The organism is Halomonas sp. KX33721 (assembly GCF_001596805.1).
In the GTDB taxonomy this organism is placed as follows: domain Bacteria; phylum Pseudomonadota; class Gammaproteobacteria; order Pseudomonadales; family Halomonadaceae; genus Vreelandella; species Vreelandella aquamarina.
Window position 1 is genome coordinate 1 of record NZ_LVIA01000040.1, and the last position, 26041, is coordinate 26041.

Sequence of the window (26041 nt, forward strand, 5' to 3'; positions counted from 1 at the left end):
TCCGAAATGATCGAAAACAGAATACCGAAGGTAGTAAAGATCGATATCATCGCGGCGCCGGTTAGCACCCAGCGAATCACGCGTTCAATGGCTTGGCGAGCGTGAAAATGGGGCTTCACTTGAGCCACACCAACCGCCAAACCAGCCGCAGCGACCACTAAACTGGCTGCTAATAAATACATGGGCGGAATATCTGCGCCCAACAGTAATAACAGTAGCGAGCCTAGCGCCCCCACCAGCACCGCAGGGCCTGCTGTTGAGAGAACAGCAAACCACGCATATTGGTCAGGCTGTGCATACATCGCCGCGCCAGAAGCACGGACCCGCGCAGCCTTCGCTCGGCCCACAAAAAAGGCCACTAGCCCAAGCAGCAAGAGCACTGTGCAAAAGAGTAAAAGTAGCTGGTTTGTTTGCATCGAATTTCGCTCGCATCACCTAATGAAATCGTGTTGGCTGCTACTTTGGATTAAAAACATGACAGCAATATGACAAAGACAGCGTGACCCAAAAACAAATGGCCGGTAGCAAAGGCTACCGGCCATGTTGTCACTATGTGCTAGCGATTATATGTGCTAGCGATTATTCCAGATCAGCAGCAACCAGCTTAACGCGGTCAGCAACTTTCTGGCGAGCCTGCTCACGCTCCGCTTCCGGTAGCGGAATCAGGCCAATGTCTACCAGATAACCGTCAGAACCGATCATCTGGTCTTCCATGAACATGTTGGCGTATTCATACATCGGAGTGACTTCGTCAGCGTGCTGGTTCTTCAGGTAGAACCACAGTGAACGAGCAACCGGGTACTCACCAGAGCTGATGGCTTCTACTTCAGGTTCAACACCGCCAATGGTCGCACCCATGATGGTGTCCGGGTTCTCAACCAGGAAGGAGTAGCCGAAGATACCGAAGGCACCGGTGTCTTCCGCCAGACGCTGAACGATTAGGTTGTCGTTCTCACCGGCGTCGATGTAAACACCGTCAGTACGGATATCGGTGTAACCTTCTTCACCGTAGATGTCCATTTCGGCAGAGGCGGCTTCCATCACCAGCTCTTCGAACGCATCACGGGTACCGGAAGTGCTGGGCGGGCCATAGATAGAGATGGCGCGATCCGGCAGAGAAGCGTCGATGTCGCTCCAGTTGGTGTAGGGGTTATCTACCAGTTCGCCGTCGACCGGCACCTGGGCGGCCACCGCCAGGAAAATTTGCTCAAGCGTCAGGTCGATCGGCTCGTTAGTAGCCGCCAAGCCTAGAACGATACCGTCAGAACCAATTTTGGCTTCGGTGATGTCGGTTACACCGTTCTCTTCACAACGCTCAAGCTCAGAAGGCTTCATGCGACGAGAAGCGTTGGTGATGTCCGGAGTGCCTTCACCAACACCGTTACAGAACAGACGAATACCACCACCAGAACCCGTGGACTCGATCACTGGCGTCGGGTAGTTGGTCAGCGCTCCAAACTCTTCAGTAACGTAGCTGGCAAACGGGTAAACAGTACTGGAGCCAACGATACGAATCTGGTCACGCGCCTGTGCCACACCGGCAACGCTCATTACAGCCGCCGCAATGACGGTAGTTTTTAGAATACGGTTCATGCGAAATACTCCTGTCGATGTAGGGTTCTGGCCTTCGCATGACGTACTTTGCACCGCTTCGATGACATCTTTATGACATCACCAAAAACGTGCCTATTTTTTTTAAAAAGTTTCTCTCTATAACAGCAGACCGAGCGCGGCAAAGGTACAAAGCCCCAATGAAAGCCGCTGTAGTAGCTGTTTATCCAACCGATCGGCAATGGCATCGGCCAGCGCATTGCCTAACAACACGGCAGGCAGAAAAGTAAGCGCCAGTTTAAAGTGCCAAACACTGATCTGTCCTGCCAGCGCCAGCGTTAGCAGGGTTAACAAAGAGGTGAGGACAAAAAAGGCTGCTAAGTTGCCACGCATGCGGTCAGGTGAGAAACCGTGCATGAGTAGCACAATGGGCGGCCCGCCGATGGCCGCCACCGTCCCAAAAACGCCGGAGAGAATGCCCGCCACAAATAGCGTGAAGCGGTTCACCGGCAGCTCGAAGCGGCATACCGTGACCAGCACAGCAAATAGCACGATGGCGGCAATTAGCTGTTCCAGCACGACCATCGGCGCTGCCAGCAATAGCCAAATGCCCAGGCCGTTACCCGGTAAGCGGCCAATCAGGGCAACGCCAATTTCCTTTAGCCTCACCTCATGCCAATAACGGCGGACCATCATCAACGAAACGGTAAAACCAAACAGCACCAAAATCACCGGCACCAGCCGTGGCTCTATCATCAACAGCAGTGGCGCACCCACCACCGCCAAGCCAAAGCCCGTGGCCCGCTGCACGAAAGCGCCCAGTAGCAGCACGGCCGCGCAGGCTAACCAGCTATCCAAAGGCATCTCTAACCACTGCAGCAGGCTATCCATTACTACGCTTCATCCGCCTTTGGGGTTTCGGTCAGCACTCTTACGCCGATATTACCCAGCAGGGCAGCGCCTAGCATGGTTAAAACCATGGGCCACAAGTGCTCCACTTGAAATAGCCCCACCAGCACGCCTGCCAACGCGCCACAGCTAAACTGTATGCCGCCCAGCAGCGCTGTCGCGGTGGCACTGATATGGCCAAAATGATCCAACAATGAAGAGATGGCGTTGGGCGTAATCAGACCAATCATGCCCGTAAACATCATCACCAGCGGCACCACCACATAGAGCGACGCCACGTTAAGCGCCGTGGCCAACACAAGCCCCAGGGCGGCCACCAGCTGAACAGCCAGTCCTAAGCGCAGGTTCTGCTGTGGTGTGCGATTGCGCAGCAAGTGAATATTGACGCGATTGGAGAGTGCAATCACCACCACGTTGACCCCAAACACCAGTGGGTAGACGCTTGGCGAAAGCGAAAAATAGTCCAAGTATAAAAATGGCGATGCGGTCACAAAGGCAAATAGCCCGGCAAACGAAGCGGCTACCGCACAGATATAACCCATGCCCTCTTTGTGGCGCAGCACGCTTGCATAGTTGCAGATCACTTGCCGAGGCGAGGCCGCAGGCAAGTTGATATCACGGGTTTCGGGTAGCCGGGTACCTAACAACCAGAATAGAAAACCAGCATACACAGCCAGGAAGACGAAGATCAGCCACCAGCCAGCAATGTGCAGCAACAAACTACCCACCGCCGGTGCCACCAGTGGGGCTAGCATCATGATCATGGCCATGGTGGACATCACCTTAGCCGCCTCACGCCCGCTGAAACAGTCACGTACGATGGCAGCCGAGTTCACCACACAGGCGCCGCCCCCTAACGCTTGAATAAAGCGCCAAACCAATAGCGACGTTAAGCTATCGGCAGTGGTAATCATTAGGCTGGCCAGCATAAAGACTACCAGTCCGCTCAACAGTACCGGTTTACGACCTAACCGATCCGAGAGCGGCCCAAAGCAAAGCTGACCCAATGCAAATCCAAACAAAAACATACTGATCGAGAGTTCAGTATGGTGAATGCTGGCATTAATACTCTCAGCCAGTATGCCGATGGCAGGCAGATAGGCATCAATCGCGAAAGGCGCAAGCGCTGTGTTGGCGGCCACCAACCAAGCCACCCGACGAGGATTAAGTTCCATAAGCCTCCTTAAAATGGGCATAAAAAAAAGCGGCGCGTGCCGCCGAAAAGGTAGGCCGCTAATCATAATCGATTTCAATTCATTTGTCGGTGTCTGTTCGCCACGCGCGGCCCTTGCTAAAGTACCCCACAGGACAACCAAGGAGCATTGCATGGCCACTAGCCTATTAAGCCAATTAAAAGAGATGACCACCGTGGTTGCTGATACGGGCGACCTTGAGGCTATTCGTCGCTTCCAGCCCCAGGATGCAACTACCAACCCCTCTCTCATCCTTCAAGCTGCCCAGCAGGAAGAGCGCCGCGCTCGCTTGGCAAGCATCGCCAAAGAGAGCACCGATCTCGACGACGCGGTAGACCGTGTCGCGGTGGATATTGGCAGCGAGATTAGCAAGCTAGTGCCGGGCTATGTGTCGACAGAAGTGAGCGCCCGCCTCTCGTTTGACCGTGATGCCACCGTTGCCAAAGCGCACTCGCTAATTGAGCGCTATGCCCAGCATGGTGTCGGCCCCGGACGTATTTTGATTAAAATGGCGTCCACCTGGGAAGGCATTCAGGCAGCCCGCCAGCTTGAGCGCGATGGCATTCGCACCAACCTGACCTTGCTATTCGGCTTTGCTCAGGCACAGGCATGCGCCGATGCCGGTGCCACGCTGATTTCACCGTTTGTGGGCCGTATTCTCGACTGGCACAAAGCGCGCTCGCCGGAAGCTGACTTCAGCGGCGCCAATGACCCAGGCGTACAGTCCGTCAAGCGCATTTACGACCACTACAAAGGACATGGCTACCCCACGATTGTCATGGGCGCTAGTTTCCGTAACGTGGGTGAAATTCAGGCACTGGCAGGCTGTGACCGCCTGACTATCTCGCCGGCCTTACTTAACGAACTCGACGAATTACAGGGTGAACTGCCACGTCAATTAACTCCCATGGGCGCCAGCAGCTCTGTCGAGCAAGAGCTGACCCAAGCAGACTTTCGGTGGGAGATGAACGAAGACGAAATGGCAACAGATAAACTGGCCGAGGGAATTCGTAAATTTATGGCCGACCAGCGTAAGCTTGAAGAGCTACTTGGCAAACTACGGCAGAGCTAATTGCTTCCAGCCAGTTTGGGTAGCATATCCATCACACCCTCTTATCGACTAGGTAAGAGGGTGTTTTATTTATGTGCCACTGTAGATTGCGCTTCAAGCATCTCTACCAGCGGCTGAAACTGTTCGCGATTATGCTCGTTCATATGCATTAAAATGCGATGCGCCTCGAGAATACGCGTACGCAAGCCTTCTTCATCGGCAGGCTCAGCGGGCAGGTCTTGCATAGAAGAGTTAAGTGTTGCACTAGGCTGCAGAGGCGCTTCCATCAAGGTAAAAAAAACGCGCAAAACCCATGACATCCAACATCTGACGCACGTCGGGGTTATCGGCAATAATCGTCGGAGGCTGTTCCAGCCGCCCTTTAACCGCCATGGCTACTTTGGCCAGAAAACCCAGCGCCGTTGAGTCGACATTGGTCGCTTCGCGCAGGTCAATCATCACCGCCTGAAGGCCAGGGGTTTCAGCAAGACGTTGCGCTTGGGTATCTAGCGTAGCACATAGCGTTAACCGCACATCGCCACAGAGCTTTAACACAAAAACACCAGAGTTGAACGCCGCTTTAATGCGGCCCTCTTCAATCAGCATGACCAAATCCGCTCACCATCATGATTGTCAGGTCATCGGGTAAAGCATCGCGGTCCTGGTTCGCCTCATCACCCTCATCGCCCTCTATCAAAAGCGAATTGGTTTTGGCTAGCCGGTCGCGCAACTGCTCAAGCGTGACACTTTCGCTAACGAGTTGCTCAAGTTCCGTGAGCCGCGTGTCGAGCGTTTTACCCGGCAAGCATTCCAATACACCGTCTGAACACAGCCACAAACGAAAGTTGGCCGGTAAAGCACAGCTAAGCGCAGGATACTCCACATCTGGGAAAAGGCCTACCGGCATTCCCTCCCCGGTTAAGCGCTCCAGCTTACCGTCAGCCGCCAACAGCGGCATCGGTAGCTGTGCGCCGAGCGAATAGTGAAGAGTATGCGCTTCATGGTCAATAACACCGACGAATAACGTGGCATGCTTACCAATGTTGGTATCCTGAAGCTCACGATTCATCGCCGCTAACCAATCAGGCGGCAGCCGCTCTGGCGCTTGGCCATCCCACTCGCTTAACCATCGGTTGCACAAATACTTCAGCAGCACCGTGACAAAGGCCGACGACGCTCCATGCCCAGAGACATCGGCAAAATAGAACGCGCTAAAACGGTCGTTATAACGCTGATAGTCGAGAAAATCCCCCGACAAATAAAGCGACGGCGCAAACCAGTAGTCGTAATAAACGCCGTTGATCACTTTAGGATGCGCTGGCAACAAACGCCGCTGAATATGCCCCCCGCTTTGCTGGTCCATCCGCAGTAGCGCTAGGTGAGTTTCAAGGCTCTCATTGAGTTCAGCGAGACGTTCACGATCACGATCACGCTCTTGGGCTAAGGCGTGAAGCTCAATCGCCTTACGAATCATTCGGCGCAGCAGTTCGGTATGTCGCAGCGGATGAACGATGTAGTCCACCAACCCCACATCAATGGCCTTAATCAAGTCAGCATCCTGACGAGAGTCGCTGACGACCAGGGTTGGCAACCGGTGAGTCAACTGAGACCACTGCTGACGCGGCACTGCCCGGGCATGGGCCACAATCAGCGCCGTACCGCTAGGCAGATGGTCAATGTTCTCTGCAGCAAACACCCACATGCCGTCGCAGGTAATCGCCTCAGCCAGCGCATCGCGCTCGGGGCCGGGCTCATCGATTACCGCGATCAACTGCTTAGCGTGATCCATGTTGGGCCTCAATCGGCGAAATCGTCGTCACCGAAGTCGGTATCGTCGAAATCAAAATCATCTGTGGCAAACGGGTCTTCGCCAAGCACACCGTCATTCACCTCAAACTGGCGGCGCTGCAAATAGGCATCGCGGACAAACCGGTAGCGATCCCCCGAAATCAACGACTCTTGGTCTAACAAGCCCGCGCGAAAGTGAATAATATCGAGTGCCGTCAGGCCTGCACGTAGCTGATGATCGTCCATATATGTAATGGGATTCGCAGCGAAATCGGCTGGCAAGCCAGAGGCATCCCTGAGCGTGCGCGGGCCTAGCAGAGGTAACACTAAATAGCGCGAGTCCTCCCAGCCCCACACGGCCATGGTTTGACCAAAATCTTCTTTATCCGCGGTAATTTCCATGAGCGTGGCATAGTCAAGCAAGCCGCCAATACCCACCGTCGAGTTGATCAAGAATCGTGATGTTGCTAAACCCGCGTTGGCGGGTTTGCCCTGCAGCAGGCTATTGAGCGCGGTACGCACTTCGCCTAAGTTGGAGAAAAAGTTGCCAACCCCAGTTTGCACCGGCTCGGGAGTGACTGCCTTATACCCTCGTGCAACGGGCTTGAGGGCGTAGCGGTCCAGCACATCATTAAACGCGAACACACGCCTGTTAAAGCCCTCCCAAGGGTCCTGCGGGTCAGCCGCTACACGCTCTTGCGCAGCGTCTTCCTCTTGAGAAGACCCCGTACTGGCACACCCTCCCATGCTTAACGTGGCTAGCAACACGATAGGCAATAGCTTCTGCCATGTGCTTAGACCCTCTTTTTGCGGTGCCAACAGCCTCAGCATGCGATTTCCTCTTTCAACATAGAACGCTATTCCTAACATAGCCGGTGATAGGCATCATCGGCCTATTACTGGCGACGTAGCACCACACTGCCTGCACTGTACCCCGCCCCAAACGAGCAAATAACGCCGATATCCCCTTCCGACAGTGCCTCACGGTGAAGGTGGAAAGCGATAATCGAGCCCGCAGAACTGGTATTCGCATAGCGATCTAAAATAATCGGTGCCTGTGCTTCGTTGGGTTCTTCACCCAGCACTTTACGTGCAATCAAATCGTTCATATGGCGGTTGGCCTGATGTAACCACATCCGCGTTAAATCCGCCCCCGACAGCTCTAATGAAGCGAGATGGTCAGTGATAAGCTTAGCGACCATAGGGCACACCTCTTTAAAAACGCGGCGCCCTTCCTGAACGAACAGCTTATCTAACGCCTGCGGATCGCTATCGGTCACGCGATTTAAAAAGCCCGCGTTATTGCGAATCGCATTGGAAAACTTCGTCACCAGTCGCGTTCCCAGAATTTCATAGCGCTCATCGGCCACGGCAACATCGCTATTTTCTAGTACCATAGCCGTACAAGCATCGCCGAAAATAAAGTGGCTGTCACGGTCTCTAAAATTCAAATGGGCAGAACAAATTTCAGGATTCACAATCAGCGCACGTTTAACGCTACCTGATGCAATCGCGTTCGCCGCCGTTTCCAAGGCAAAGGTGGCTGAACTGCAGGCCACGTTCATATCAAAGCCATAACCCGTTGTTCCCAGGGCCTGCTGTACTTCTACCGCGACCGCCGGGTAGGCACGCTCTAGGTTTGAACAGGCCACAATCACCAGCTCAATATCAGCGGCATCAACCTGGGCCGTTTCTAGCGCCTGGCGCGCGGCCTGAGTCGCCATCTCACACTGAATAGACGGTTCATCGTTATGACGTTGAGGCAGTTTAGGCCGCATACGCTCAGGGTCAAGGATCCCTTGGGCATCGAGTACATAGCGACTTTTAATTCCCGAGGCCTTCTCAATAAATTCACTGCTGGAATAAGCCAGTGCTTCTTGCTCTCCACGCGCGATGGCATCCGCATGCTGGGCGTTATGGAGATCAACCCACGCGTTAAAAGCAGCGACCAACGCCGCGTTATCAATGGCGTTTTCCGGTGTATAGAGTCCTGTACCGGTGATCACTACATTGGTCATGCCTGTCTCCTTATTACGGCCTCAAGGCAAATAGCCGAAACCGTCAGTAAAATAGCGTATGGCGAGGTTGTCCACCCCGCTCTATCTAAGCTCTATCTAAGCGCTTTCTTGTGTAGCATTAAACGCTGGTAATTTCTTCCCAACGCTTTTCCAAGCGCTTCACGGATACCGGCATCTGAGTGCCTAGCTGCTGGGCGAATAGCGATACGCGCAATTCTTGTATCCACCAGCCAAATGCCACGAGTTCAGGGTCTTCAGCGGCGCCTCTACGTTCGCTTTTTCGCCGCGCATCAAAACGTGCCTCTAGGGCTTGGACATCCTGCATCATCATTTGGTCACGGCCGCGTTCACGGGCCGCTTTATCGAGGCGGATGAGAGCCGCTTCGGTATAGCGCGGATATTCGCTAAGCCACTCCCCTGCGTCGCGAATAAAGCCAGGATAAACCAAGCGCTGCATCTGCGCGCTTACATCGCTGTAAACGAGCGCGAGGGCAAAGTTAAGCTTCCCTTTAAGCACTTTGGTCACCGCCAGATGCCCTTTAAGCGCCTCTTCAATGCGTGTCAGCAGCGATGCTGCATAAGGAATCAGCTCACTTTCGGTTGCCTTAAGCCGCTCGGTGAACTCATTGGCAGAACGCGGCAGCGGATGGGTGGCCACCACCTGCGTGAAGACCGCCAGCAGCAAATCATCCACTAATGCTTGTTTACTACCCACTTTAGCAAAGAGTAGAGCGCATTTTTCCACGCCAGGTAAGCGCTTGATGGCTTTCACCTGTTCTGGCCGCTTGGCAATGGCCAAGCGTGCCACGCCTTCCTGGTGAACCGCCGCCGCCTTCGCGGGATGATCAAAAAGCGCCACTTTAAAGCTATGGGCCTCGGCCATAAGTGCCGGGTAGGCTTCTACTCGGATACCAGCCTGAGTCGTTACCCGCGACTCGGGCAGCGGCGACTCTGGTAACTCATCCAAGGCGGGCGCTTGGCTTGCCTGATCGGCCAGCGCCTGGGCGCCTGCACTCGCCGCCTCTTCGAAACGCCGCTCCAGCGCACGCACATCGCGTCCTTGGCCCAACGTTTTACCCGCATGATCAACGACCCGCACGTTCATAATGAGGTGCGGCGGCAGCAGATCGAGACGCCAATCATCAGGGTGAACGCGGGTAGCAGTGCGGCGGCGGATAAATTCACCCAGCGCTTCGGTGAGCGGCCGCTCATCGGGCACCAGCGTCTCCAGCGCGGCATCGACCCAGTCGGGAATGGGTACCACTTGGCGACGAATACTTTTCGGCAGCGATTTTAGTAGCGCAATGCACTTTTCACGCAACAGCCCCGGCACCAGCCACTCCAACGCGTGCACCGGCAGCTGAGGCAACATGGCCGCAGGGACGGTGAGGGTCACGCCATCGTCCTCGGCATCTGGGTCAAAGTGGTAGCTGACCGGATACGCTACGCCAGACAGCGTTAAGTGATCCGGGTACTGCGCCTGAGTAACGTCGTGAGCATCACGGGCCTTTAGCGCATCGATATCAAACTTCAGCAGCGTGGGGTCTTGGCGCTCGGCCTGCTTGCGCCAGTGTTCAAAGCCCTTGCCGTTAACGATATCGGCGGGTATCCGCTCATCGTAGAAGGCGAACAGCGTCTCTTCGTCCACCAAGATATCCCGTCGGCGGGCACGATCTTCTAGCGCCTCTACCTCTTCGATCAGCGCACGGTTATGGGTGAAGAATTCTCCTTTGGTTTGGAACTCGCCTTCCACCAGCGCCCGACGAATAAACAGCTCCCGCGACTCCTGGGGCGCAATAGGCCCGTAATGGACACGACGGCGCGCCACAATCGGCAGGCCAAACAGAGTGACCTGTTCAAACGCCACGACCTGAGCACGCTTCATTTCCCAATGGGGTTCGCTATAGCTACTTTTCACCAGATGCTGCGCTTGGGGCTCGATCCACTGCGGGTCGATCTTGGCAACAGTGCGCGCAAACAGCTTGGTGGTTTCGATCAGCTCAAAGGCCATGACCCATTTGGGTGTTTTTTTCGCCAGCCCAGAGCCAGGGTGAATCATGAACTTGCGGTTACGCGCGCCGAGGTACTCTCGGTTCTCAAGCAGCGTACCCAAATTGGAGAGCAGGCCAGACAGCAGCGCCTGATGCAGCTTGCCCGATGTTTTTCGCCTTGCCTGCTTGGCCTGCTCTTCGCTCTCGTTCTCATCACGAGGCAGCGGCGCAGGTACCTCGATGTCCATATCCCGCAGCAATTGGCGCAACTGGCGGAACGTATCGTGCCACTCGCGCATGCGCAGGTAGTTAATGTAGTGGTCACGGCACCAGCGGCGCAGTTGGTTGCCCGATAACGCTTCACGAGCATTCTCGATGCCATGCCATAAATTTAGCAGCGCAACGAAATCGGAGTCTGGGTCGTGCCAGCGCTGGTGAGCTTGGTCAGCGGCTTGGCGCTTGTCAGCGGGCCGGTCACGAGGGTCTTGAATCGCCAGCGCAGAGACCACGACCAGCACGTCCCGCAGACTGCCTCGCTCTGCACCGGCCAACACCATACGGGCCAAACGCGGGTCAATGGGTAGTTTCGCCAGCTTACGCCCCAGGGCGCTAAGCTGTTGCTTATCATTTACTGCGCCCAGTTCAAATAGCAGCCGGAAGCCATCTTTGACAAAGCGGCCATCGGGCGGATCAACAAAGGGGAAGTCTTCAATATTGCCGAGCTTGAGCGCCAGCATTGAAAGAATGACCGATGCTAAGTTGGTGCGCTGAATCTCCGGGTCGGTAAACGCGGGACGTGACAGGAAATCCTCTTCGTCGTAAAGACGAATACACACGCCTTCCGCAATCCGCCCACAGCGGCCCTTACGCTGATTGGCGCTTGCCTGACTGACCGGCTCAATGGGCAGCCGCTGGATTTTCGCCCGGTAGCTGTAGCGGCTAATGCGTACAAGGCCAGGGTCGATAACATAGCGAATTCCCGGCACGGTGAGCGACGTTTCAGCCACGTTAGTTGCCAGTACGATGCGACGCCCCCGGTGGGGAGCAAACACACGGTTCTGCTCCTCATTAGAGAGCCGTGCATACAGCGGCAGAATCTCGGTGCCCTTTAAATCCGCGCGGCGTAAGGTATCGGCGGTTTCACGGATTTCCCGCTCGCCGGGTAGAAACACCAGCACATCGCGGGGGCCATGCAGCCAGCCTTTTTCACGCTCGATTGTTTCGATCTCACGCACGGCATGCAAAATCCCCTCCTGCAGCGTGCGGTCATCCTCGTCCTCTTCGCTGCGCACCAGGGGGCGGTAGTGGACATCTACCGGGAACGTGCGGCCTGACACCTCGACCACCGGCGCAGGCGTTTTCGTCGAGCCGAAATGGGCCGCAAAGCGCTCCACGTCGATGGTCGCCGACGTGATGATGATTTTTAAATCAGGGCGCTTGGGCAGCAGCCGTTTGAGATAACCGAGCAAGAAGTCGATGTTTAGGCTTCGCTCGTGAGCTTCGTCGATAATCAGCGTGTCGTAACGCAGTAGCAGCGGGTCGTGCTGTGTTTCAGCCAGCAGGATGCCGTCGGTCATCAGTTTGACGAGCGTACTGGGCGAGCTTTGGTCGTTAAAACGCACCTGATAGCCCACCTGTTCGCCAAGCGGCACGCTTAGCTCTTCCGCCAGCCTCCCTGCAACGCTGCGCGCAGCCAGCCGCCGTGGCTGCGTATGACCAATCAACCCTTTTCGGCCTCGGCCAAGCTCTAAACACATTTTGGGCAGCTGCGTGGTTTTACCCGAGCCGGTTTCCCCTGCCACGACCACCACCTGGTGGTCGCGAATCGCGGCAAGAATATCCTCACGGCGCTCTACCACCGGCAGCTCTGCCGGGTAATCCAGCGTCACGCGCAGGGCTTCGCGCTGCGCCAGCAGTTGCTTGGCTTTGTCGACTTCCCGCTCCACCTCGTTCAAGCCGCGGTCGATCGGCTTCTTTTCTCGCTGCCGACGCCGCAGGCCCGCCACACGACGCGAGAGCCGCTCCTGATCACGCAGCATAACGTGACTCAGCGACTCAGTGAGCGCTGTAAGCGAGGGGGCGTTGTCTTGTGGGGTATCGATGCGGGATGAGTGCGTGTCGGTGGTCACGTTAGGCTCGGTTCCATCTCAGAATAAACGTCGGCCCACTCGTAAGTGGGCCGACCATTGTAACGCTTTCGCGAACGAGACGCCTAACGCCCGCTTGACCGAGTGTTCAACCCTTACGGCGCATGGGTTGTTTCCTGGTCGCGCAGTTGGCGACGCAGCACCTTACCGACGTTGGTTTTCGGCAGCTCGTCGCGGAACTCGATGTACTTGGGCACTTTATAGGCCGTTAGTTCTTTCTTACACCAAGCGCGCAGCGTTTCAGCGTCAAGCTGGCTGTTTTTGGACACCACAAACAGCTTGATAGCCTCCCCTGCATTCTCGTCGGCAACGCCAACAGCCGCCGCTTCCAGCACATCGGGGTGGGCGGCTACTACGTCTTCAACCTCATTGGGGTAGACGTTAAAGCCCGACACCAGGATCATGTCTTTTTTACGATCAACGATCTTGATGTAGCCATCGTCCTGCAGCACGGCGATATCGCCAGTATGGAACCAGCCGTTTTCATCAATAGCGTTGCGCGTCTCTTCTTCACGCTGCCAGTACCCTTTCATGACCTGCGGACCTTGCACGCAAAGTTCGCCCGGCTCGCCAAGCGGCACATCGTTACCATCAGCATCGACCACTTTCACCGAGGTGCCCGCGACCGGCTTACCAATCGTGCCCAGTTGAATCGCATCGTTAGGGTTGAAGCTGACAATCGGCGAGGTTTCCGTTAGACCATAACCTTCGGCGATCGGGCAGCCGGTGGTCTCTTCCCAGCGCTGTGCCGCCGCTTTGGTTAACGCCATGCCGCCTGAAATGGTCAGCTTCAACTTAGAGAAGTCGAGCTGCTTGAAATCGTCCCGATTGCACAGCGCGTTAAACAGCGTATTGAGGCCGATAAAACCCGTGAACGGCAGCCCCTTCAGCTCTTTAACGAAATTCGGCAAGTCGCGGGGGTTAGTGATCAGCAGCGAGTGGTTGCCGGTTTCCATCAGGAACAGGCAGTTCACGGTAAAGGTGTAGATGTGGTACACGGGCAGCGGTGCAATCACCAGCTCTTCGCCGTCCGTGAGATGCTCGCCAATAGCCGAGCGTGCCTGAAGCATATTGGCCACTAGGTTACGGTGGGTCAGCATGGCACCTTTCGGCATACCGGTGGTGCCCCCGGTATACTGCAGCGCCGCTAAGTCGTCCATATTGCGCTCAACGGGCGTGTGCTTTAACGATGCTCCTTTTTTCAGGGCATCACGAAAGCCCACTGCACTTGGCAATGAGTATGCAGGCACCATTTTCTTGACGTGTTTCACAACCGCATTAATCAACCAACGCTTAGGCACATCGTGTAAATCGCCCAGCTGCGTGACCAATACATGCTTGATTTCCGTTTTATCGAGCACTTTCTCAAGCTTGTCGGCCATATTGGCCAGAATCACAATGGCTTTAGCATTGGAGTCTTTAAACTGATGCGCCATCTCCCGCTCGGTGTATAGCGGGTTGGTATTGACCACTACAAGCCCCGCCCGCAAAGCACCAAATACCGCCACCGGAAACTGCAGTACGTTGGGCAGTTGTATAGCAATTCTATCGCCAGGCACTAAGTCGGTTTCATGCTGAAGCCAGGCGGCAAAATGGGCTGAGAGACGGTCAAGGTCGGAAAACGACAGCGTCTTCCCCATGCAGGTGAAGGCAGGCTTGTTGGTAAAGCGAGAGACCGCCGAGTGAAAAACATCCGTAACAGAGTGATATTGATCCAATCCTTCAAGCGCTGGTCCGCTTAAAATAGGAGTATTGGCGTGTTCGCTCATGGGCTATCTCCGCTATCCGTGTCGATGTGAGACCGACCTTGTTATTGTGGTGTGGTTGTATAAAGAGATTAAACGCCAACGATATACGACGTTTATGACACTGTAAAACGATCGATTGAAACTTGCGTTTCAACTTTAGCTTATAGTCCATCACCGGGACTTATCTTATGGACAGTATCGAGCGTTAATTTCTCCCTCTCTCCACACCAATAACTCCCCAGGCACCATGCGCTGCCATGCTTCATTTTGAGTCAGTGGCTCGGTGGCAATCACCGAGACAATGTCGTTAGGCGTGGTGTGCTCGATAAAATTGACCGTCATCTCTGCATCTGACAACTCCGCTTCACCAAAAGGCGCACGGCGAGTGATGTGCGCCAGTTTGGTAGAGCAGTAGCTATAAAGATAGACGCCGTCAGAAAGGAGTAGATTAAAAACGCCCAGCCCTCTTAGCTGCTCGCAGAGGTCATGGAGCTTTTCCCAAAGCGTTTCTGGGGCAGCCGGTGGCATTGGAAACACCCGGCGCAACTCGCCCATTAACCAGCAAAACGCGTGTTCGCTATCGGTATTGCCAACCGGGGTGTAAACCCCTAAAGGCAGTTCCTGCCAATCACTTAATTGCCCATTATGGGCATAGCACCAGGGCCGCCCCCACATTTCACGAGCAAAGGGGTGCGTGTTGGCCAATCGCACGCCGCCTACGTTGGCTTGGCGAATATGGCTGATCACAACATTTGACTTGATGGGGTAGTCGCAAATTAAACGCGCAATCGGTGAATCCACAGAAGGGTGAGGGTCTCTAAATTCGCGATAGCCGCCCTCTTCATAAAAGGCGATGCCCCACCCATCGCGATGAGGGCCTGTGCCACCACCGCGATGTAAAAAGCCTGAAAAGCTGAAGCAGATATCGGTAGGCACATTAGCGCTCATACCCAATAGCTCACACATTGGCCCACCCCCTTGATGCCAGTCGCATTAACGGATAACCGGTTCGCGGCGGCGAGTAGGCTGTGGGTCCTCCACTTGGCGGCGGGCAGGCGTGTCTTCAACAGGCGCAGGACGACGCCACCACCACAGCGCTACACCAATCCCCGCGCCTAGGGCTATCCCTAAGACTAACCAGAGCAAGCCGTTGCGCAGAGCAGTGGCACTGTTCTCAAAAACGCCCACGGCAGCGACCATAGCGGACGGTGCCCAACCGCTATAGAACTCACCCTCTTCGACCAGTGGCAGCCGATAACTGGCAGGCATCCACATCGCCCCCGCCACGCCCCATGTCACGATGAGCCGAGGCAAACGCGGCAAAAATGCCAATCCAAAGTAAACCGCTAGCAGCACCAGCAGTGAAAGACCGTAATAACTGAACCACAGCAGTGACATTGAGTCTGCAAACAGCATAATACCCCTCATGTGGGTGGAAGCACCCGACGTTGATTTCCCGTTATGGTACCTATCAATTTATGAAAGCACAGCCTGGTATGCGCGAAGGCTCGCCCGTAGCGCGCTATTATCGCGCCGATGACCCTGAATGGCACTGGTTAGAAAACCGCGAAAGCGCTGATGTCAGCGATTTTCTTACCGCGGCCAACCAGCAGCATGCCGATTGGTTTGCACCGCTCTCCCCCCTCGCAGACACCCTTTACCACTCGCATCTAGCGCGCCGTGAATTGGCGGTGAAAAGTCTAGAGACAGCGCTTGACCACTTTACGTTCTGGAGCGAGACCGGCGCTGAGGATGATTACCCCTGCTGGTGGCGTTACCCAAATGGCCAACCTGAGCAAAAAAGCTGTTTTTTTGACGTTCGCGAGCGCGCTGCCGAGCAGCCGTTCTACGACATGGGTGATATGGCGCTCTCCCCGGATGAGCAGTGGCTCGCCTGGACCGAAGATACCCAGGGCGATGAACGCTTCACACTCTGGTTAAAAGCGCTGCCTAACGGCACGCCGCGCCAACTACTTAGCGATATCGGACCCAGCGTTTGCTGGGCAGAGGACCAAACTGCAGACGGCGCCACGCTGCTGTTTACCCGTTTCGACGATACCCAGCGCCCTGACAGCCTATGGCGGCTATGGGTCGCGTTCGCAGAACATGCCCCTATGCAGACACCGACCCTGGTGTTACGCGAGGCAGACCCAGAATTTTGGGTAGGCGTGGGCAAAACGCGCTCTAAAGCGTGGTTGATCATCGAGAGCGGCTCAAAAGACACCACCGAAGTTCTCGCCCTGCCTGCCGACCAGCCCGAAACACCCCTCGTTTGCCTGCATGCCCGGGAGCCGGGCGTGGAAGTCAGCATTGATCATCGGCCAGGGGGCTTTTATCGCCTACACAACCAGACGGGCCCCCACTTTCAGCTGGATATGCGCGCCGAAAGCGATAACGCCAGTTGGCAGCCGCTGATTGCGCATCGCGATGACGCGACACTGGAAGGGGTTGATGCGTTTGAGTGGGGCTTGATACTGGCTGAGAGAAGCCATCAGGATGCGCAGGTACTGCTGCGGCGCTTGGAGCTGGATAGTCACCATCAAACGTTGCTTGATAGCTACATTGAGCTGCCCGAAACGCCCTGTTCACAGCTGCTGGAAGACTCGCCACACTTTAATGCACGCACGCTGCACCTGCGCGAAGAGTCGTTTACCCGCCCTCCGAGCTGGTATGCCTTAGACCTCGATAGCGGTGTACGCACGCTCTTAAAACAGGTGCCCGTTCATGGCAGTCTCGCTCCAGAGCAGCTAGTCAGCCGCCGAATATGGGCCACCAGCCACGATGGCGAGCAAGTCCCGGTATCAGTGGTTATGCGAGCAGATTTGGCAGACCAACCACTACCCACCCTGCTATACGGCTACGGTGCTTACGGTGAAGCGCTGGACCCCTGGTTTTCTATTGCTCGCTTAGAGCTACTGGAGCGCGGCGTAGCCTTTGCTGTGGCCCATGTGCGCGGCGGCGGTGAGCGCGGCGAACCGTGGTACTTAGCAGGCAAGATGGCTCATAAAGAGAACAGCTTTCACGACTTTTTAGCCGCCCGTGAAGCGCTTGTGGCCGCCCATATCAGCCAGCCTGAGCGGATAGTCGCCTGCGGTGCCAGTGCAGGCGGATTGCTGGTGGGTACTTGCATCAACCGTGCGCCGGAGGCCTTCTGCGCGGCGGTGTTGGATGTTCCTTTCCTGGATGTACTGCGCACCATGCAGAACCCAGAGCTGCCGCTCACCACCGCTGAGTATACCGAGTGGGGTAATCCTGAGGCACCCGACGTGGCTGAACGTATCGCCAGTTATTCACCTATCGATAACATCCGCTCGCAGCGCTACCCAGCGCTTTGGATTGAGGGTAGTTGGTTCGATACCCGCGTTAGCTACTGGGAACCCGCCAAATTCTACGCCCGAGTGAGTCAGGCACAGCAGGGGGCTGCGCCTATCCTGCTGCATACCGATATGAGCAGCGGCCACGGCGGCGCATCAGGAAGGTTTAAGGCGTGGCGCGATACAGCCCGCCAGGATGCGTTTATTCTGTGGGCGCTAGGGTTAGGGAACCGCTGATCAATTCGTCTCTAAGCGGCTGAAACGCTCATAATGGCACTTTCACTGCATCACCTCTTGGCACTGAATTGCGATGTACGGCAAGGCTTCTTATTTGCCAAACCCATGGCATTTGAGCCTCTGACCCACTGGTTAGCAGTACAGCAGCAAAACGCGCTTTAACACAGCCACCAATACAACCACTCGCAGCGCCAAGGCGCTGCTTTTTTTACGCCATTTATTTTATGAAAATACTTTCCATAAAATAATTTTTACGGCATACTAACCATAAGTTTTATATACCAACGTCTATATAGCTGATCATTAGGAGTAACACGATGAAATATCAGGAACAGTTTCCCACCATTTGGGATACCCCAACGAAGCCCGCTAACACTCAGGCAACCAAAAAAGCCGCTGCCCAGCCGCAACCCTCGGCTCTTAAAGAGGCTTTTTTAACGATTTGGGATAGCAGTAAAACGAAAACCGCTAGCTAACAGTGCATTCGCCAGCGGTCTAAACGTACGCCAAGGAAGGCTACGGCAGGGGCTCAAACATGAAAATCACGACATAGGAAGAACGGCAATTATATGCTCTTCGAGTTGCCTTTCTGGCACCTCATCTTGGGACACAGCAAACCCTCTGACGCTGATGCCTTTTCGATGGACTCGTTCAGCATCGTTACTTAGTAATGGATGCCATCCTGCCAGCTTGCGACCTTCCGCCACTCGTCGGTACCCACAGGTTTGCGGCAACCAGGTAAACTCTTTTACCAGCGCTGGGGTCAGCTGGGTGCAGTCAGGAACGCTCTCAAAGCGGTTTTCATAATCGCTGCACTGGCAGCTATGAGTATCCAGCAGGCGGCACGCTACGTTAAGAATGGCCAGCTCTTGCGTCTCATCATCATGCAGCTTTAGCAAACAGCACTGACCGCAGCCGTCACACAGGGCTTCCCATTCTGGAGGCGTTAGCTCTTCCAACGAATAGCGTTCCCAGAAGCGCTCGCGTAACGCGGTTTCCATCGTCTAATCACCTCGGTTAAACGTTAACGTTAGAGACAGGCTATAGCAGCCAGCTAATCTCAGCTTGTCTTACCATCACTGGTCAGCGCCTCCCGGCACTCACTCCATAACACGCTGAAATCCGCCTCTAAAGCAGTGTAGTCTTCACGCAGCCAGGGCACTAATTCAGCCAGACGGTTGGGGCCGGAAAGGCGCTGCCCGATGCCCGCCACCGCACGACATGTAAAATCAAAATCAGCGTAACGGCGCAACCAGTCGTGCTCAACCAGCACCGGCATCATCGTCGCTAGACGTTGTGGCGCGGGCCACGCGCTGAGTAATCGATAGCAGCGATCAATCAGCTGATGTTGATCAGCCCCCTCCTGCTGGCGAGAAATAAAATGATCCCACACAACATCCAGCGCAATGCCCGCATAGCGTCTTTGAGCCTGAGGAGCGCGCTGCTTGGCCATCATAACGCTAGGGTGCTGGTCTACCCAGGCATCAACTCGCCGATGGTGGCGAATGCCACAGGCAACGCTTGGCGACCAAGCAGAAAGGTCGCTGCCTTTCACGCCATCGGCAATCAAATTACCGTAAAGAAAGCCGTCGTCCCCCGGCTGAGCCAGCCATGCGTGGGCAAGAAAGTTCATCGCTTTTGCGCCACGCTAATGCGCCGATAACTCACGAGCGATCTGTCGTCTGAGCGCGATGAATGTCCAGTAAGTAGGGCTCTTTGGCAGGCGGCATTTGTAGGTAAAATCCTTGCTCCTCAATCGCAGCCATCACATCGGCAGCCTTCACACGGGCAAGCGGCTTATCAGCGGTCAGCATCATCGTTAGCACAGGAACCGGCTTACCAAAGGTCTCCATCAGCGCCTCAGGCACTGTCTCCATTCCTTTACGCTTATCCACGTAGAGGTACATTTCGTCTTTGCGCGAGCTTTTAAAAATCTCGCATAGCAGTTTTTCGCTCATAAAGATGACTCCTCAAGCGCCTGATGAATAGCTTGCGTTAAGCAGGTATCGCGCCAACCACTCAGTTCTTGTAATGGCTGGTGTGCAAGCCGCTGCATGACCAGCGCCTCAATATCCCGGCGACGCAGCAACATTTCCGGAGCAATATTAAGAGCCGCTGCTTTTTCGGCAACCACTCCCTTAATCGCCTTGAAACGGCGCTTAAATGCAGGCTGCATGGGGTCTGGCCAACGCGCAGGTAAGTCGCTTTCTGGACAGTGCTGGGCCTGCTTCACTAGCGCCAGTAGAGCATCGCCCTCTTTTTTGACCAGCGGCGGCTTGATGCCCTCAACCTCGGCTAGCTCATAGCGGTTTTTGGGCATTTTTTCTGCCACAACGAACAGCAGCTTATCGCTCACCAGCCAATTACGCGGTAAATCTCGACGGCGGGTTTCGCCCTCGCGCCAAATCGTCATTAGCCGGTAGGCCTCAAGCTGGCGAGGCGTCAATCGCCAAAGCTGGCGCTGGCGGGTATACCACTGGCCGTCGTTTTCAACGCTGCGTCCTGCCTGTTCGATCAAGCTGGCGCACTCGCTGTCCAACCACTCACGCCGCCCTAAGGCGTCGAGTTTTTCCGCTTGAAGCTGCCACACTTTAAGCAAGTAAATTACGTCTAGCGCGGCGTACTCACATTGAGAAGACGTTAACGGACGCTCCAGCCAATTAGAGCGTGTCTCCTCTTTGGGAAGCGTTTCGCCTACCCAGTGCTCTACAAGTTTTTGGTAACCCATGCCAGGATTTTCGCCTAAGAAGGCTTGCGCCACCTGGGTATCCACCAGCGGCGTAGGCAACACGCCCGCCCAGCGTTGGAAGACTTCTAAATCTTCACTGCAGGCATGCAGCAGCTTCACCGCGCTATTTTGCAATAGCGCTTTAAAAGCGTTGGTGCAGGGTGTTGATAACGGGTCGACTAAATATGCCACTTCATGACTGGCAAACTGAATCAGCGCCGGTATGGGGAAAAACGTATTCTCGCGGAAAAACTCGGTGTCTAAGGCAATAACGCTGGCACCGGAAACCTGTTCACAGGCGGCGTCTAACGCCTCGGCGCTATCAATCCATTGATATAAAGCAGAAGTTGAAGAGGACAAAGCAATCTTCCGAGTTGGCACAACCGCATCAGCGCTTGCGTTTATTATCAGCATTAATCGCTAGCAAAGGGCTGGCGACCATTAAAAGCGCGGCTTAATGTACCGCCATCCACATACTCCAACTCACCGCCCATCGGCACGCCATAGGCGAGACGAGAAAAGGATACACCGTAATGCGCAAGCTGAGAGGCAATGTAATGCGCTGTCGCCTCACCCTCTACCGTAGGGTTAGTAGCAAGAACGACTTCACGAATATTGCCTTCAGCTACACGGCTTTCGAGCAACTCCAGCCCGATAGCTTCCGGGCCAATACCATCTAGCGGTGAAAGGTGACCATGCAGTACAAAATAGCGCCCTTGAAAACCGCCAGCCTCTTCAATCGCTAGCTGGTCTGCGGGCGATTCAACCACGCACAACAGTGCATCATCACGGCGAGAGCTCTCGCACAGCGCGCAAATATCGGCTTCGGTGAGCGTACGGCAGCGCTGGCAGTAGCCTACTTCCTCTATCGCCTGCTGAATCACTGCGGCTAATCGCTGGCCACCTGGGCGTTCACGCTCTAGTAAATGCATCGCCATGCGCTGAGCCGTTTTTGGCCCAACGCCTGGCAACACGCGAAACGCGTCCATCAATTGCTCAACAAGCGGAGAAAAGCGCATGGTTTAGAACGGCATCTTAAAGCCGGGCGGTAGGTTTAAACCGGCTGTTGCTTCTTCCATTTTCGCTTTGGAGTTCGCTTCTACTTTGCGTACAGCATCGTTGACCGCTGCCGCCAGCAAATCTTCAAGCAGCTCTTTATCTTCTTCCAGCACGCTGGGGTCGATCGTGACATCGCTGACATCATGGCGGCCATTCATGGTAATTTTTACCATGCCCGCACCCGCTTCGCCGTGCACTTCAGCTTTGGCCACTTCTTCTTGAACGCGCTGCATTTTTTCCTGCATTTCTTGGGCTTGCTTCATGATGTTGCCCATTCCGCCTTTAAACATGCGGTCTTCTCCTAAATCATTAATAAGCGAGTTGGTAGCCGTCGGCCGTTAGGAACGTGGCTCTGGCGCTGGTTTTACGGTTGACTCAATTAGCGTAGCCCCAAACGCCTGCTGCAACTTCTGAATATTGGGGTCGTGATGCAACAGATCAACAGCCTGCGCATGGCGTTCTTGCTGTAAACGCTCTTCCTGTTGCTGGGGTGTTTCCAGCGTGGCGTCAAGTTCAGCCACACTGAACTGAACCCTTCTTGGTATGCCGATCTCTTTCAGCGCTCGCTCAATGCGCACGTTATGAACCTCGGCCTTCATGGCGGACTGGCTGGGGTCAAGCCGCAGCACCACAGTGCCACCATCATCGCTTTCTAACTGGCAATGTGCCGCTAAGTTACGCGTCAGCCCGCCTAAACCTAAGGCGTCAAAACAAGCCAGCCACGCGGCGTGGTTTAAGAGATCTCCCGAGGCCAGCGATTCAGCCGAAAGCGAGGAAGGCGCCACATTAAAGGATGGAGTGGGCTCTGGCTCTGGCTCTGGCTCTGGCTCTGGCTCTGGCTCTGGCTCTGGCTCTGGCTCTGGCTCTGGCTCTGGCTCTGGCTCTGGCGAGAGCGTAGCGGCGCTTTCTACCTCTTCAAGCGACCAGGGCGGCGGCGCATCATATTGCGGCTCTAATGCCTCGGGCGCCTCACTTGGTGGAGCTACCTGCACCGCAGGCTCAGGCGGCTCAGCCTCGGCAGCGGCGGGTGCAGGCTCAGGCTTTTTTGCGGCTGGCTCCGCTAACACAGGGGCGCTTGGCGGTGCTGTGGGAGCTGGCGTTGCATCTGCTGACGGCGCAGGCTCAGGGCGTAGCGGCAGCGGCGTCGCAGGTGGCTTGGGAACGCCCTGAGGGCGGAAAGCCAGCATCCGTAACAGCGTCATCTCCAGAGCACTACGCAAGTCTGGGGCGTGTACCATATCGCCACGCCCCTGGATACCAATCTGGTAGTAGAGCTGGATATCTTCAGCGGTAAAACGGCTGGCCAGCTGCTGAATTTGCGCTCGGTCACCGTGGCTATTATCCACTGCATCCGGCACCATTTGCGCCACGGCCAAGCGGTGGAGTATGGCAGTTAACTCATCTAGCACGGCGGCAAAATCAGGCCCCTGCTCGGCTAGCTGGGCCACTTCTGCCAGCAACTTCTGAACATCTACCGCTGCTAGCGCTTCAACCAAGGCCAGCACATGGCGATGATCCAACGTGCCCAGCATTGCCGCTACATCAGCATGGCGCACAGCCCCTTGGCCAAAGGCTATGGCTTGATCAGTCAGGCTCATTGCATCGCGCATGGAGCCTTCAGCAGCCTTGCCTAACAGCCACAACGCGCTTTCATCATACTCAACCCCCTCTTCGCCCAGCACATAAGTTAAGTGCTCGACTACCCGCTCAGGCGGCATATGCTTGAGCGTAAACTGCAAACAGCGGGATAGTACCGTGGCGGGGAGCTTCTGCGGATCGGTGGTCGCTAACAGAAATTTTACATGGGGTGGCGGCTCTTCCAGCGTTTTAAGCAGCGCATTAAAGCTGCTGGTGGAGAGCATGTGCACCTCATCAATAAGGTATACCTTGTAGCGCCCTTGGGTAGGCGCGTACTGAACGTTATCGAGCAGTTCGCGGGTATCTTCTACTTTGGTTCGCGAAGCAGCGTCGACTTCGATCAGGTCGACAAAACGGCCTTCATCGATGGCTTGGCAACTATCGCACTGACCGCAGGGTGTCGAGGTAATTCCCTCATCCCCGCGCCCATTAGCGGTACAGTTAAGGCATTTCGCCAAAATGCGCGCCAGCGTGGTTTTGCCGACGCCACGCGTGCCAGTAAACAGGTAAGCGTGGTGTAAGCGGCCCTGATCAAGGGCATTGACCAAGGCGCGTTGAACATGGGCCTGGCCCACGAGCTCGTGGAATGTACGTGGCCGCCATTTGCGGGCCAGAACCTGATAGCTCATTGAGCAAAACTTCCTTAGGCGGGCTGACTGTCGATGCTAAACAACCTATCGTAAACCGTAGATGCTAATTGTTGGTGCTTCATAGAGCACCATTCTAGCGGCTGCACCGCAGCCCGCCAACCGCCCGGCAGATGCCGAGCGGCATGAGGCGTTACGCTTAGGCGTTATCGCCACCTTCAGCGGCACCAGCACGTTGGGCGGCTTCTTTTACCAACTTTTCAAGCTCACCGTTTTGATGCATTTCAATGACAATATCGCAGCCGCCTACCAGCTCGCCTTCTACCCATAGCTGGGGAAAGGTCGGCCAGTTGGCAATTTTCGGCAGCTCAGCACGGATATCCGGGTTATCCAATACGTTGACGAAGGCAAAACGTTCGCCGCAGCTCATCAGCGCCTGCACTGTCTGTGCAGAGAAGCCGCACTGGGGCAGTTGGGGGGTGCCTTTCATGTAGATCAAAATCGGGTTTTCGCTGATTTGACGCTGAATATTTTCGGCAGTGGTGCTCATAATGTGCTCCTAAATAAGTGATGTGATCCAAGCCAGTTTACGCAATTCGTCAACTGGCTTTAACCCCACGACCTAGTAATGCCATGGATTGGTGATTACACCAATACCCGAGCAAACTACTCGGCCTTAACGCGTGGCAGCCATTCTACGCATGCCGCCCGCGTTGCGCATCCCCTGCCGCATCGCTAGGATGGTGTTTTTGCGCGGAGAGAAGTCCATGGCGACACGCCATTTCCTTACCCTATTGGATTTGACCCCAGATGAGCTGGCGTATTTGATCCAGCGTGCCATTAAGATCAAGACGGATCTTAAAGCTAATGGCCCAGTGTACACACCGCTACCAAACCGCACGCTGGCGATGATTTTTGAAAAATCGTCCACCCGAACCCGCGTCTCTTTTGAAACAGGCATGGCGCAATTTGGTGGCCATGCGCTCTTCCTCTCTCCTCGTGATACCCAGCTTGGCCGCGGTGAGCCAATCGAAGACACCGCTCGCGTGCTCTCTGAGATGGTGGATGCAGTCATGATTCGCACCTTCTCCCACCAAGGCCTGGAAACCTATGCCAGCGCCAGCAGCGTGCCGGTGATTAATGCCCTAAGCGACGACTACCACCCCTGCCAACTGCTGGCAGATGTGATGACCTGGACAGAGCTGCGCGGCAGCGTCAAAGGTCGCACCGCGGTGTGGATTGGCGATGGCAATAATATGTGCCACTCCTGGATCAACGCCGCCCGCCAGTTCGGCTTTCATCTGCGGGTCTGCTGCCCGGAAGGCTATGAACCACGCGAAGATATCATGGCCGCTGCGGGTGACTGCGTCACCCTGCTCCACGACCCACAAGAAGCGGCTAAAGGTGCTGACTTAATCACTACTGACGTATGGGCTTCCATGGGCCAGGAAGAGGAGCAGGCAAAACGAGAAGCCGACTTTGCAGGCTTCCAGGTAACTGAAGCCCTGCTCGACTCCGCCCAATCTGACGTGCTGTTTTTACACTGCTTGCCTGCTCATCGAGGCGAAGAGATCAGCCTCACGCTGCTGGACGACCCAAGGGCAGTAGTATGGCAGGAAGCCGGCAACCGCCTACACGCTCAAAAAGCATTGATCGAGTTTTTGTTACTAGGCAAAGTCGACGCATAACCTCTATCGCCTAACCTCTATCCCGCCCTGTATGCTTTGCAGGGCGGGCTTGTGCACAACGCCCTCGAAAGCAAACGCCACCACACCGGGTACAAAACAAGATCGAGTAGGAGGGGGAGTCGCCTCCCCCGTCCTCTCACACCACCGGGCAAACGGATCCGTACCACGGCGGTTCCTGTCCCCCATTATCGGGCTGAGCTTCGTTCCGCTGAATTCGCTCGCCTGTGTGCTCTGAGCGCTTCGACAGTCTTTGGGCTTCCGGCCCGCCATACAGTTATCGAGAGCCCTCCGGGGAGGCTTCTGCTCGTACACATCAGAGAGTGGTCAACTATCCACTCGTGACAGGTTCAGCCCTTCAGCTCTTGGTTAGACGTAGCCTAATATGGCCTCTGCT

At 55.4% G+C, this 26041-nt stretch carries 22 protein-coding genes and 1 pseudogene; 3 read left to right on the forward strand and 20 right to left on the reverse strand.

The genetic code is table 11. The annotated features are described in order from the left end of the window. The 4 genes from A3220_RS14075 to A3220_RS14090 form a co-directional block, all read right to left on the reverse strand. The coding region (locus A3220_RS14075; protein WP_174524469.1) for a phosphate ABC transporter permease family protein at positions 1 to 416 on the reverse strand (416 nt) is incomplete at its 3' end. A 163-nt stretch (positions 417 to 579) separates the two neighbouring features. After that, entirely contained in the window at positions 580 to 1593 is a 1014-nt protein-coding gene (locus tag A3220_RS14080) for a substrate-binding domain-containing protein (RefSeq protein WP_058576305.1), read from the reverse strand. Between the two features lie 117 nt (positions 1594 to 1710). Next, positions 1711 to 2442, reverse strand: coding sequence for a sulfite exporter TauE/SafE family protein (locus A3220_RS14085; RefSeq protein WP_062375383.1), 732 nt, complete (start codon positions 2440 to 2442; stop codon positions 1711 to 1713). A 2-nt stretch (positions 2443 to 2444) separates the two neighbouring features. Next, positions 2445 to 3635, reverse strand: a complete 1191-nt coding sequence (locus A3220_RS14090) for a multidrug effflux MFS transporter (protein ID WP_062375384.1) — start codon at positions 3633 to 3635, stop codon at positions 2445 to 2447. Between the two features lie 151 nt (positions 3636 to 3786). On the opposite strand from A3220_RS14090, the gene tal reads away from it, so the two are divergent. Then, a complete protein-coding gene (tal, locus tag A3220_RS14095) occupies positions 3787 to 4725 on the forward strand; it encodes a transaldolase (protein WP_062375385.1) in 939 nt (312 codons plus the stop codon). A gap of 65 nt (positions 4726 to 4790) precedes the next feature. Here the strand turns inward: tal and A3220_RS14100 are convergent. The 8 genes and pseudogenes from A3220_RS14100 to A3220_RS14135 form a co-directional block, all read right to left on the reverse strand. Then, positions 4791 to 5310, reverse strand: a pseudogene (locus tag A3220_RS14100) (STAS domain-containing protein). Next, positions 5300 to 6493, reverse strand: a complete 1194-nt coding sequence (locus A3220_RS14105; RefSeq protein ID WP_062375386.1) for a SpoIIE family protein phosphatase — start codon at positions 6491 to 6493, stop codon at positions 5300 to 5302. The pseudogene A3220_RS14100 and the gene A3220_RS14105 overlap by 11 nt, the downstream one beginning before the upstream one ends. 8 nt (positions 6494 to 6501) lie before the next feature. Further along, the gene (locus A3220_RS14110) at positions 6502 to 7323 is read right to left on the reverse strand and encodes a VacJ family lipoprotein (protein WP_062375387.1); all 822 of its coding nucleotides are present in this window, start codon (positions 7321 to 7323) and stop codon (positions 6502 to 6504) included. 65 nt (positions 7324 to 7388) lie between these two features. Beyond that, positions 7389 to 8510: a beta-ketoacyl-ACP synthase III gene (locus tag A3220_RS14115; RefSeq protein ID WP_062375389.1), complete on the reverse strand. Its 1122-nt coding sequence runs from the start codon at positions 8508 to 8510 to the stop codon at positions 7389 to 7391. A 118-nt stretch (positions 8511 to 8628) separates the two neighbouring features. After that, the gene (hrpA, locus tag A3220_RS14120) at positions 8629 to 12540 is read right to left on the reverse strand and encodes an ATP-dependent RNA helicase HrpA (RefSeq protein ID WP_252860478.1); all 3912 of its coding nucleotides are present in this window, start codon (positions 12538 to 12540) and stop codon (positions 8629 to 8631) included. Between the two features lie 203 nt (positions 12541 to 12743). Then, positions 12744 to 14417, reverse strand: a complete 1674-nt coding sequence (locus A3220_RS14125; protein WP_058576302.1) for an AMP-binding protein — start codon at positions 14415 to 14417, stop codon at positions 12744 to 12746. Between the two features lie 165 nt (positions 14418 to 14582). Beyond that, complete coding sequence (locus A3220_RS14130) at positions 14583 to 15362, reverse strand: class II glutamine amidotransferase (protein WP_062375392.1); 780 nt, start codon at positions 15360 to 15362, stop codon at positions 14583 to 14585. A 27-nt stretch (positions 15363 to 15389) separates the two neighbouring features. Further along, positions 15390 to 15812 (reverse strand): hypothetical protein, encoded by a 423-nt coding sequence (locus A3220_RS14135; protein WP_044630124.1) that lies wholly within the window; start codon positions 15810 to 15812, stop codon positions 15390 to 15392. A gap of 62 nt (positions 15813 to 15874) precedes the next feature. Here A3220_RS14135 and A3220_RS14140 point away from each other — a divergent pair, with 62 nt between their 5' ends. Next, positions 15875 to 17947, forward strand: a complete 2073-nt coding sequence (locus A3220_RS14140) for a prolyl oligopeptidase family serine peptidase (protein ID WP_062375395.1) — start codon at positions 15875 to 15877, stop codon at positions 17945 to 17947. Between the two features lie 542 nt (positions 17948 to 18489). Here A3220_RS14140 and A3220_RS14145 read toward each other — a convergent pair. The 8 genes from A3220_RS14145 to grxD form a co-directional block, all read right to left on the reverse strand. Further along, the gene (locus A3220_RS14145) at positions 18490 to 18948 is read right to left on the reverse strand and encodes a YcgN family cysteine cluster protein (protein WP_044630126.1); all 459 of its coding nucleotides are present in this window, start codon (positions 18946 to 18948) and stop codon (positions 18490 to 18492) included. A gap of 59 nt (positions 18949 to 19007) precedes the next feature. Next, positions 19008 to 19580: an ACP phosphodiesterase gene (locus A3220_RS14150; protein WP_054641338.1), complete on the reverse strand. Its 573-nt coding sequence runs from the start codon at positions 19578 to 19580 to the stop codon at positions 19008 to 19010. Positions 19581 to 19611: 31 nt separating this feature from the next. Continuing rightward, entirely contained in the window at positions 19612 to 19905 is a 294-nt protein-coding gene (locus A3220_RS14155) for a YcgL domain-containing protein (RefSeq protein ID WP_044630128.1), read from the reverse strand. After that, entirely contained in the window at positions 19902 to 21035 is a 1134-nt protein-coding gene (rnd, locus tag A3220_RS14160) for a ribonuclease D (protein WP_062375397.1), read from the reverse strand. Before rnd ends, A3220_RS14155 begins: the two co-directional genes overlap by 4 nt. Positions 21036 to 21088: 53 nt before the next feature. After that, the gene (gene recR / locus A3220_RS14165) at positions 21089 to 21694 is read right to left on the reverse strand and encodes a recombination mediator RecR (RefSeq protein ID WP_044630129.1); all 606 of its coding nucleotides are present in this window, start codon (positions 21692 to 21694) and stop codon (positions 21089 to 21091) included. Between the two features lie 3 nt (positions 21695 to 21697). Further along, positions 21698 to 22024: a YbaB/EbfC family nucleoid-associated protein gene (locus tag A3220_RS14170; RefSeq protein WP_044630130.1), complete on the reverse strand. Its 327-nt coding sequence runs from the start codon at positions 22022 to 22024 to the stop codon at positions 21698 to 21700. Between the two features lie 48 nt (positions 22025 to 22072). Further along, complete coding sequence (gene dnaX / locus A3220_RS14175) at positions 22073 to 24001, reverse strand: DNA polymerase III subunit gamma/tau (protein ID WP_062375399.1); 1929 nt, start codon at positions 23999 to 24001, stop codon at positions 22073 to 22075. 157 nt (positions 24002 to 24158) lie between these two features. Beyond that, complete coding sequence (grxD, locus tag A3220_RS14180; protein WP_044630132.1) at positions 24159 to 24509, reverse strand: Grx4 family monothiol glutaredoxin; 351 nt, start codon at positions 24507 to 24509, stop codon at positions 24159 to 24161. 217 nt (positions 24510 to 24726) lie between these two features. Here grxD and argF point away from each other — a divergent pair, with 217 nt between their 5' ends. Beyond that, on the forward strand, positions 24727 to 25647 hold the full coding sequence (gene argF / locus A3220_RS14185; protein ID WP_044630133.1) for an ornithine carbamoyltransferase: 921 nt from the start codon (positions 24727 to 24729) through the stop codon (positions 25645 to 25647). Positions 25648 to 26041: the final 394 nt, after the last annotated feature.

What these genes read in the sequence shown, in the direction of transcription:
- A3220_RS14080 (WP_058576305.1), bottom strand. Translation starts at nt 1,593, where the DNA reads ATGAACCGTATTCTAAAAACTACCGTCATTGCGGCGGCTGTAATGAGC.
- A3220_RS14085 (WP_062375383.1), bottom strand. Translation starts at nt 2,442, where the DNA reads ATGGATAGCCTGCTGCAGTGGTTAGAGATGCCTTTGGATAGCTGGTTA.
- A3220_RS14090 (WP_062375384.1), bottom strand. Translation starts at nt 3,635, where the DNA reads ATGGAACTTAATCCTCGTCGGGTGGCTTGGTTGGTGGCCGCCAACACA.
- tal (WP_062375385.1), top strand. Translation starts at nt 3,787, where the DNA reads ATGGCCACTAGCCTATTAAGCCAATTAAAAGAGATGACCACCGTGGTT.
- A3220_RS14105 (WP_062375386.1), bottom strand. Translation starts at nt 6,493, where the DNA reads ATGGATCACGCTAAGCAGTTGATCGCGGTAATCGATGAGCCCGGCCCC.
- A3220_RS14110 (WP_062375387.1), bottom strand. Translation starts at nt 7,323, where the DNA reads ATGCTGAGGCTGTTGGCACCGCAAAAAGAGGGTCTAAGCACATGGCAG.
- A3220_RS14115 (WP_062375389.1), bottom strand. Translation starts at nt 8,510, where the DNA reads ATGACCAATGTAGTGATCACCGGTACAGGACTCTATACACCGGAAAAC.
- hrpA (WP_252860478.1), bottom strand. Translation starts at nt 12,540, where the DNA reads ATGCTGCGTGATCAGGAGCGGCTCTCGCGTCGTGTGGCGGGCCTGCGG.
- A3220_RS14125 (WP_058576302.1), bottom strand. Translation starts at nt 14,417, where the DNA reads ATGAGCGAACACGCCAATACTCCTATTTTAAGCGGACCAGCGCTTGAA.
- A3220_RS14130 (WP_062375392.1), bottom strand. Translation starts at nt 15,362, where the DNA reads ATGTGTGAGCTATTGGGTATGAGCGCTAATGTGCCTACCGATATCTGC.
- A3220_RS14135 (WP_044630124.1), bottom strand. Translation starts at nt 15,812, where the DNA reads ATGCTGTTTGCAGACTCAATGTCACTGCTGTGGTTCAGTTATTACGGT.
- A3220_RS14140 (WP_062375395.1), top strand. Translation starts at nt 15,875, where the DNA reads ATGAAAGCACAGCCTGGTATGCGCGAAGGCTCGCCCGTAGCGCGCTAT.
- A3220_RS14145 (WP_044630126.1), bottom strand. Translation starts at nt 18,948, where the DNA reads ATGGAAACCGCGTTACGCGAGCGCTTCTGGGAACGCTATTCGTTGGAA.
- A3220_RS14150 (WP_054641338.1), bottom strand. Translation starts at nt 19,580, where the DNA reads ATGAACTTTCTTGCCCACGCATGGCTGGCTCAGCCGGGGGACGACGGC.
- A3220_RS14155 (WP_044630128.1), bottom strand. Translation starts at nt 19,905, where the DNA reads ATGAGCGAAAAACTGCTATGCGAGATTTTTAAAAGCTCGCGCAAAGAC.
- recR (WP_044630129.1), bottom strand. Translation starts at nt 21,694, where the DNA reads ATGCGCTTTTCTCCGCTTGTTGAGCAATTGATGGACGCGTTTCGCGTG.
- A3220_RS14170 (WP_044630130.1), bottom strand. Translation starts at nt 22,024, where the DNA reads ATGTTTAAAGGCGGAATGGGCAACATCATGAAGCAAGCCCAAGAAATG.
- dnaX (WP_062375399.1), bottom strand. Translation starts at nt 24,001, where the DNA reads ATGAGCTATCAGGTTCTGGCCCGCAAATGGCGGCCACGTACATTCCAC.
- grxD (WP_044630132.1), bottom strand. Translation starts at nt 24,509, where the DNA reads ATGAGCACCACTGCCGAAAATATTCAGCGTCAAATCAGCGAAAACCCG.
- argF (WP_044630133.1), top strand. Translation starts at nt 24,727, where the DNA reads ATGGCGACACGCCATTTCCTTACCCTATTGGATTTGACCCCAGATGAG.